This window comes from uncultured Aquimonas sp., assembly GCF_937888285.1.
Lineage (GTDB): Bacteria > Pseudomonadota > Gammaproteobacteria > Xanthomonadales > Xanthomonadaceae > Aquimonas.
Map to the genome: position 1 here is coordinate 1 of NZ_CALART010000017.1, position 7,941 is coordinate 7,941.

General features: G+C 69.6%; 7 protein-coding genes and 1 riboswitch. Of the genes, 4 read left to right on the forward strand and 3 right to left on the reverse strand.

Annotated features, from left to right (window positions below; translation table 11 throughout):
- Positions 1–382 precede the first annotated feature (382 nt).
- On the reverse strand, positions 383–934 hold the full coding sequence (locus Q0654_RS05615; RefSeq protein WP_298851383.1) for a TMEM165/GDT1 family protein: 552 nt from the start codon (positions 932–934) through the stop codon (positions 383–385).
- A gap of 108 nt (positions 935–1,042) precedes the next feature.
- Positions 1,043–1,150: riboswitch (yybP-ykoY riboswitch) on the reverse strand.
- A gap of 480 nt (positions 1,151–1,630) precedes the next feature.
- Between Q0654_RS05615 and Q0654_RS05620 the strand changes: the two genes are divergently transcribed.
- From Q0654_RS05620 to Q0654_RS05630, 3 genes are all read left to right on the forward strand, one after another.
- A complete protein-coding gene (locus Q0654_RS05620) occupies positions 1,631–2,902 on the forward strand; it encodes a nucleoside transporter C-terminal domain-containing protein (protein ID WP_298851385.1) in 1,272 nt (423 codons plus the stop codon).
- A gap of 4 nt (positions 2,903–2,906) precedes the next feature.
- Positions 2,907–3,875 (forward strand): ribokinase, encoded by a 969-nt coding sequence (locus tag Q0654_RS05625; RefSeq protein ID WP_298851387.1) that lies wholly within the window; start codon positions 2,907–2,909, stop codon positions 3,873–3,875.
- Between the two features lie 411 nt (positions 3,876–4,286).
- A complete protein-coding gene (locus Q0654_RS05630; protein WP_298851390.1) occupies positions 4,287–4,967 on the forward strand; it encodes a glycine zipper 2TM domain-containing protein in 681 nt (226 codons plus the stop codon).
- Between the two features lie 138 nt (positions 4,968–5,105).
- Here the strand turns inward: Q0654_RS05630 and Q0654_RS05635 are convergent, their stop codons facing one another.
- Both Q0654_RS05635 and Q0654_RS05640 read right to left on the reverse strand, forming a co-directional pair.
- The gene (locus Q0654_RS05635) at positions 5,106–5,735 is read right to left on the reverse strand and encodes a CoA transferase subunit B (RefSeq protein ID WP_298851392.1); all 630 of its coding nucleotides are present in this window, start codon (positions 5,733–5,735) and stop codon (positions 5,106–5,108) included.
- Positions 5,736–5,849: 114 nt separating this feature from the next.
- Positions 5,850–6,584, reverse strand: a complete 735-nt coding sequence (locus Q0654_RS05640; protein WP_298851395.1) for a CoA transferase subunit A — start codon at positions 6,582–6,584, stop codon at positions 5,850–5,852.
- A 660-nt stretch (positions 6,585–7,244) separates the two neighbouring features.
- Between Q0654_RS05640 and Q0654_RS05645 the strand changes: the two genes are divergently transcribed.
- The coding region (locus Q0654_RS05645) for an ATP-binding cassette domain-containing protein (RefSeq protein ID WP_298851397.1) at positions 7,245–7,941 on the forward strand (697 nt) is incomplete at its 3' end.

Here is a 7,941-nt window from a genome sequence, read left to right on the forward strand (position 1 = left end):
GCGGCACTGCCGCGCGGGTCGCCGAACGCCCGAGCGCTATGCGCGAGGGCCGGGCAGGGGTTCGCAATCGCCGGTCGCGCGGGTTCTCGTCGCGAGATCGGTACGGTGAGGCGCAACAGCGCGATTCATAGGGTGGGCCCTGGCCCACCGGAGCTCCACCCTTGCTCCGGTATCGGTGCGCGTCGCGATGGCCATGAACCGTCAGGGGCTTGGGGATTCGGCTGCGCGACACGGAACGGATGTCGAGGCGCGGCTGCAGCTTCGGTGGGCCAGGGCCCACCCTATGGCCACGTCGCGCAGCGGGCTCGACGGTCGCGTCAGGACTTGAGCGCATGAGCGTTTGGCCGCGCGGCGCTTGGCCCAACGGTCGCGCGTTTCCCCGCTACAGCAGCACCAGCACCGCCAGCACGGCAAACACCATCGCAGCCGCATAGCGCGCGGCCTTGAGCGGCAGGCGATGGGCGAACTTCGCACCCAGCGCGACCACCGGCACGTTGGCCAGCAGCATGCCGATCGTGGTGCCCAGCACCACCATCATCAGCTGCTCGTACTTGGCCGCCAGCAGCACGGTGGCGATCTGGGTCTTGTCGCCCATCTCGGCAATGAAGAAGGCGATCGTCGTGGCCAGGAAGGGGCCGTAGCGCGGCTTCGGCGCGTCCTCGTCGTCGAGCTTGTCGGGGATCAGCACCCAGATCGCCATGCCCGCGAGCGAGGCGAACAGGATCCAGCGCAGCGCGCCTTCGGGAATGTAGTGCGCGGCCACCGCACCCAGCCAGCCGGCCAGCGCATGGTTCAGCAGGGTGGCGACGAGGATGCCCCAGGCGATCGGCCAGAAACGGCGGTAGCGCGCGGCGAGGATCAGCGAGAGCAGCTGCGTCTTGTCGCCGATTTCGGCGATCGCGACGGCGAGCGTTGAGAACAGCAGGGCTTCCATGGCGGTGGCGTCTCGTGCAGGGCCGGGTGACGGGTGGGACGCGCGGACGATCCGACGCACCCGGCCCGGGTCGACGCATCGCCAGCGGTCTCGTCAGGCCCGATGCCGGATCGCTCCGGTCAACGACTCCGCGCGCCAGGGCCGGCCGGCCCAGTGTGTTGACGCGCGGTCGCGCCGGTTCCGCGAAGGACACCGGCGCGCGACTACTCCCCGATGGGGCGGCGCAGTGTACGCCAGCGCGCAGGTGCGGGCACGCGGTGGGGTCGGCGTTGGCGAGTGTTGGGCGCATGGTGGGCCAGGGCCCACCCTATGACGGACGCAGGGGCTGGCAACCTGATGGGCAGACCGAAAGCTCCTGCTCTTCGCTTCGAGCGACGAAGCAGGGCCGAAGCGAGCGTGGGGCGCACGGTGGGCCGGGGCCCACCCTATCGCGGCAATGCTCACGCGATTCCCGATTCCCACCCGGCCCTCGCGCGCAGCGCTCGGGCGTTCGGCGACCCGCGCGGCAGTGCCGCGCAAGCGGGCCGCCTCACCCCGATTCCCCAATCCCCGATTCTTGTCACCCCGCCTGCACTGTCCTACCCTGCCCGGCCTGACCGCAGGGGCCGCCGGCCTGCCGTGGTAACGACCTGATCCGGCGGCCGCGGTGGCCGCTTTCGCGTATTCAAGCGGCCGCGCGCCGCAGGGGAAGACCCGATGCTGCAGATCCTGTTCGGCCTGTTCGGCCTGGCCTGCCTGATTGCGATCGCCTGGCTGTTCTCGGAGGCCAAGCGCAGCGTCGACTGGCGGCTGGTCGGCACCGGCGTCGCCCTGCAGATCGTGTTCGCGATCTTTGTGCTGATGACGCCCTGGGGCGCCAGTATCTTCAATGCGCTGAGCCAGGGCTTCGTCGGCCTGCTGAGCTTCACCTCCGAGGGCTCGCAGCTGATCTTCGGCGACCTCGCCAAGTCGGAGACCCTGGGCTTCATCTTCGCCTTCCAGGTGCTGCCGACGATCATCTTCTTCGCCGCCTTCATGGGCGTGCTCTACCACCTCGGCATCATGCAGGCCATCGTCAAGGGCATGGCCTGGGTGATCACCAAGGCCATGCGCGTATCGGGCGCGGAGACCCTGTCGGTCTGCGCCAATGCCTTCATCGGCCAGACCGAGGCGCCGCTGGTGGTCAAGCCCTATGTGGCCAGCATGACCCGCTCGGAGCTGCTGACGCTCATGGTCGGCGGCATGGCGACCATCGCCGGCGGCGTGCTCGGCGCCTACGTGCTGATGCTGGGCGGCAGCGACCCGGTCGCGCAGGCCGAATTCGCCAAGCACCTGCTGACCGCCAGCATCATGGCCGCACCAGCGACCCTGGTGATCGCCAAGATCCTCTGCCCCGAGGCTGGCAAGCCGGTGACCCTGGGCAAGGTCGAAGTGGAGGTCGAGAAGACCACCGCCAACGTCATCGACGCTGCGGCCTCGGGCGCCTCTGAAGGCCTCAAGCTGGCGCTCAACGTCGGCGCCATGCTGCTGGCGTTCACTGCCCTGATCGCTCTGATCAACTGGCCGATCGGCTGGCTGGGCGACATCACCGGTCTGTCCGGCGCGATCGGCAAGCGGGCCGACCTCTCGGTGCTGCTCGGCTATGTGCTCGCGCCGATCGCCTGGATCATCGGCGTGCCATGGGAAGACGCCAATGCGGTCGGCAGCCTGATCGGCACCAAGGTCGTGCTGAACGAGTTCTTCGCCTACAACCAGCTGTCGACGGTCAAGGAAAGCTTGAGCGAGAACTCGGTGATCATCGCCACCTACGCCCTGTGTGGCTTTGCGAACTTCAGCTCGATCGCGATCCAGATCGGCGGCATCGGCTCGCTGGCGCCGGAGCGCCGCGCTGACCTCGCCCGCTTTGGTCTGAAGGCAGTGCTGGGCGGCTCGCTGGCGACCTTCATGACCGCCACCATCGCCGGCGTGCTGACCCAGCTTGCGGGCTGAGACGATGCCCGCGCGCGTCGTCGTTGTCGGCAGCTACAACCAGGACATGTTCTGGCGCACCGCGCGCTTTCCGGTGCCCGGCGAGACGCGTCTCGGCGCCTTCGACACCGGCCCCGGCGGCAAGGGCTTCAACCAGGCGATCGCCTGCGCACGCCAGGGCGTGGCCACGCACTTCATCGGCGCGCTCGGCGATGACGCCATCGCCCGCGGCATGCGCGAACTCGCGCTCAGCGAAGGCCTGGCCCTGCACTGTGAGACGCATGCGGAGCTCGCCACCGGCACCGCGGCGATTCTGGTCGAGGACAGCGGGCAGAACCTGATCGTGGTCGGGCCCGGTGCGAACGCGGCGCTCAGCGTCGCCCACATCACCGCGCAGGCCGCGGTCATTCGTGCGGCGCGGGTGCTAGTGACCCAGCATGAAGTGAACTACGAGGCCTCGCTGGCCGCGCAGAAGATCGCCCGCGCCGCCGGCGTGCTCTGCCTGCACAACCCGGCGCCGCCGGTCGATGCGCGTGACCTGGAACTTGTCGACGGCGCTGACCTGATCACTCCGAACGAGACCGAGTTCGTGCAGCTGCTGAAACTGCGCGGGCTTGATGCGCCTGCGGCGGATACGCTGGCGGCGCTGGGCGATGAGGCCCTGCATGCGCTCTGCCGCGCGCTGCATGCGGGGACGGTGGTGGTGACGCTGGGTGGGCACGGCGCCTTCGTCTCGCATGCGGCCGAGGCCCTGCGCGGGGATGCGCAGCCGCACTACCGCAGCGCGCCCGAACGCGTGCAGCCGATCGACACCACCGGTGCAGGCGATGCCTTCAGCGGCGCGCTGGCGGCGGCGCTTGCGAACGCGCCCGATGCGCCCTTCGCCGAGGCCGTGCGCATAGCCGGCCGCGTGGCGGCGCTGTCCACCGAGCGCCGCGGCGCTGCGCTGGCGATTCCGCGCCAGAACGACGTGGCCCAGCGCTTCGGGGTTTGAGCGCGCGCCGCTTCAGGCGGCGGAGGGTCAGGGCTCCGCGAGACCGGAGCGAGCGTTGAGCTCATGGTGGGCCGGGGCCCACCCTATGGCTTCGCTGCACCGCACCCGCATAGGGTGGGCCCTGGCCCACCGTGGCCTTGACCGCTCGCCCCGGTCGCTGCCAACACCGCCGCTACACGCCGCTGAACGACGCCACCACGCGCACCACCGCACTTCGGGAAACACAGGGTGGGCCCTGGCCCACCGTGGCCTTGACCGCTCGCCCCGGTCGCCGCCAACACCGCTGCTTCACGCCGCTGAACGACGCCACCACGCGCACCACCGCACTTCGGGAAACATTCAGTTGCAATCCCTAGGCTGCCGACGTGGCAGGGGGCTGCACTCCGACAGACTCGAACACAGGTGGATCCCATGAAGACCCCGATCATCGCCGCGATTTCCGTTCTCGCACTGGGCGGCGTCGCTGTCGCCTCCTACGGCGGCTTCTCGCGCGCCAACCAGGCACAGGTGCTGTCGGCCGAGCCGATTCGCGTCACTGAGCCGTTGCTGGCGGATGTGCTGCGCGTGACCCCGGTCGAGGAGAACCGCCCGGTCAGCCGCCAGCAGTGCACCCAGCGCACCGTGCAGCGCCGCGCGCCCGAGCGCTTCGGCGACAAGGACGGCATGGTCGCCGGTGCGGTGATTGGCGGCCTGCTCGGCAACCAGGTCGGCGGCGGCAGCGGCCGCGCGGCAGCGACTGCGGCCGGCGTGCTGGCCGGCGGCGCCATCGGCAAGGAGGCTGACCGTCGCCACGTCGGTGGCCGCCCCTACAGCGAAACCGTCAGCGAATGCCGCGATGTGCAGGACAGCGAGCGCGTGGTGGTCGCCTATGACGTCGAGTACCGCGCCGACAGCGGCACCGGCAGCCAGCGCGTCACCAGCCAGCCGGGCCAGCAGATCCAGATCGGCGAACGCGAGCGCGTGGTCGGCTACGACGTGCGCTGGCGCTACGGCGAGCTGGAAGGCGAGAGCCGCCTGCGCGAGAAGCCGGGCGACACGCTGCCGGTCGAGAACGGCCGCATCGCGCCTTCGCTGCTGCTCGGCGAGGGCTGAGCCCGGGTCGAAGGCGCACCGCGAGCTGCGGCGGGCGTCGCGCCTAGTACGCCTCGAAGACCGTCAGCGAACACCGTTGCTGCAAACACGCAGGGCGCCCTCGGGCGCCCTGCGTACGTTGCGATATGTCGAGGTTACTCAGGCCGCGACCGGCACGCCGGTCTTCTCGCCCAGTTCCTCGATGCTCACGCCGGGCGCCAGCTCGACCAGCTTCAGACCCGCGGGCGTCACGTCCAGCACGGCCAGCTCGGTGATGATGCGGTTGACCACGCCGACGCCGGTCAGCGGCAAGGTGCAGGCGGGCAGGATCTTGTGCTCGCCGCCCTTGGCGGTGTGCTCCATCAGCACCACCACGCGCTTCACGCCAGCGACGAGATCCATCGCACCGCCCATGCCCTTGACCATCTTGCCGGGCACCATCCAGTTGGCGAGATCGCCCTTGTCGGTGACCTGCATCGCGCCCAGGATCGCAAGGTCGATGTGGCCGCCGCGGATCATCGCGAAGCTGTCGTGGCTGCCGAAGTAGCTGGCGCCGGCGCGGGCGGTGACGGTCTGCTTGCCGGCGTTGATCAGGTCGGCGTCGACCTCGGCTTCGGTCGGGAAGGGGCCGATGCCGAGCAGGCCGTTCTCGCTCTGCAGCCAGACGTCCATGCCGTCGGGAATGTGGTTGGCCACGAGCGTCGGCAGGCCGATGCCGAGGTTGACGTAGGCGCCGTCGGTGAGTTCGCGGGCGGCGCGCTGCGCCATCTCGTCGCGGGTCCAGGGCATGTCGAGGGTTCCTTCGATTGGGCGGGCTTTGGGCCCGCGGTGTCGTGATTCGGGTGGGACCGGGGCGGTGTCGAGCTCCGGTGGGCCAGGGCCCACCCTATGCGTGTCGACGGATCAGGCGGCGCGGGTGGTGCGCTGCTCGATGCGCTTCTCGGGCGTGGCGTTGACCACGATGCGGTCGACGTAGATGCCCGGCAGGTGCACGTGGTCGGGATCGATGTCGCCGATCTCCACCAGTTCCTCGACCTCGGCCACGCAGACCTTGCCGGCCATGGCGCAGGCCGGGTTGAAGTTGCGCGCGGTCTTGCGGAAGACCAGATTGCCGGCACGGTCCGCCTTCCAGGCTTTCACCAGCGACACATCGGCATGCAGGGCGGTTTCCAGCACGTACCAGTGGCCGTCGGGGAACTGCCGGGTCTCCTTGCCCTCGGCGACCACGGTGCCGTAGCCGGTGCGGGTGAAGAAGGCCGGGATGCCTGCGCCGCCGGCGCGCAGACGCTCGGCCAGCGTGCCCTGCGGGTTGAACTCGAGTTCCAGCTCGCCGCCCAGGTACTGGCGCTCGAACTCCTTGTTCTCGCCGACGTAGCTGGAGATCATCTTGCGGATCTGGCGGGTCGTGAGCAGTTGACCGAGGCCGAAGCCGTCCACGCCGGCGTTGTTGCTGATCGCGGTCAGGCCTTTGACGCCGGAGTCGCGCAGGGCGGCGATCAGGGCCTCGGGAATGCCGCAGAGGCCGAAGCCGCCCACCGCCAGCGTCTGGCCATCGGCCACCAGATCGCGCAGCGCGGCGTCCGCGCTCGGGTAGACCTTGTTCTTGCCGCCGCGGGCGGCGGGTGCGGTGTCGCTCATGGGCGTGGCCTCGCAAGGGAGTGTGGCAAGGCCGCGGATTCTACCCGCCGGGCTCGGGCATCCGCTGCCGTACCTTCGGCCGATGCTGCTCGGCAACACGTCCATCGGGTGGGCCTTGGCCACCGTGGCCTCGATCTTCGCCCCGGTCATCGCTTGCGACACGTCGCGCGGGTCCCGCGAGCGTCATTGAAAACGCCGGCGCCAATCGGGCGGGCGGGGGGCTACGCATCGCAGCGTGCGCCCATAGGGTGGGCCCTGGCCCACCGTGGCCTCGATCTTCGCCGCGATCCTCCGCCCGATGCCGCGCGAATCTGGCGCATGCGGAGGATCGGCACAGGGATAGGAATAGGGATCGGGATAGGGATCGGGACCGGGGCGAGCGTCGAGCTCATGGTGGGCCAGGGCCCACCCTATTCCTGTTCGGGTGGGAGATTTCGGCGAGCACGGCGCTCACGGCGGGCCAGGGCCCACCCCATGCGGCATGGAGGCAAGGTTGGGCCCTGACCCACCGTAAGGGTCGGCGCTTGCGACGGTAGCCGGAGCGCGCCGGCGCCCGCCCTGCTAGACTTCGCGGTCTTCCGCGCCTGAGCGACCGCCTGCTGCCTTTTGGCATCGGGCCATGGCTCTGCGCGACCCACGCCCGAGGATCAGGACCCCGCCATGCAGTACATCTACACGATGATCGGCGTCAGCAAGATCGTGCCGCCGAAGCGCCAGATCATCAAAGACATCTCGCTGTCCTTCTACCCCGGCGCCAAGATCGGCCTGCTCGGCCTGAACGGTGCCGGCAAGTCGACGGTGCTGCGGATCATGGCCGGCGTCGACAAGGACTTCCAGGGCGAGGCCCGCCCGCAGCCGGGCATCAAGGTCGGCTACCTGGAGCAGGAGCCCAAGCTCAATCCCGAGCACACTGTGCGCGAAGCCGTGCAGGAAGGTCTGGGCGAGATCTTCACGGCGCAGGCCGAGTTGGACAAGGTCTATGCCGCCTACGCCGAAGAAGACGCCGACTTCGACAAGCTCGCCGCCGAACAGGCGCGGCTGGAAGCCATCCTCGAATCCGGTGATGCGCATACGCTGGAACAGCAGCTCGAAGTGGCCGCCGACGCCCTGCGCCTGCCGCCCTGGGACGCCAAGATCGGCCCGCTCTCGGGTGGTGAAAAGCGCCGCGTGGCGCTGTGCCGCCTGCTGCTGCAGAAGCCCGACATGCTGCTGCTCGACGAACCGACCAACCACCTCGACGCCGAATCGGTCGAGTGGCTGGAGCAGTTCCTCGCCCGCTACACCGGCACCGTGGTGGCGGTGACCCATGACCGCTACTTCCTCGACAACGCCGCCGAGTGGATCCTCGAACTCGACC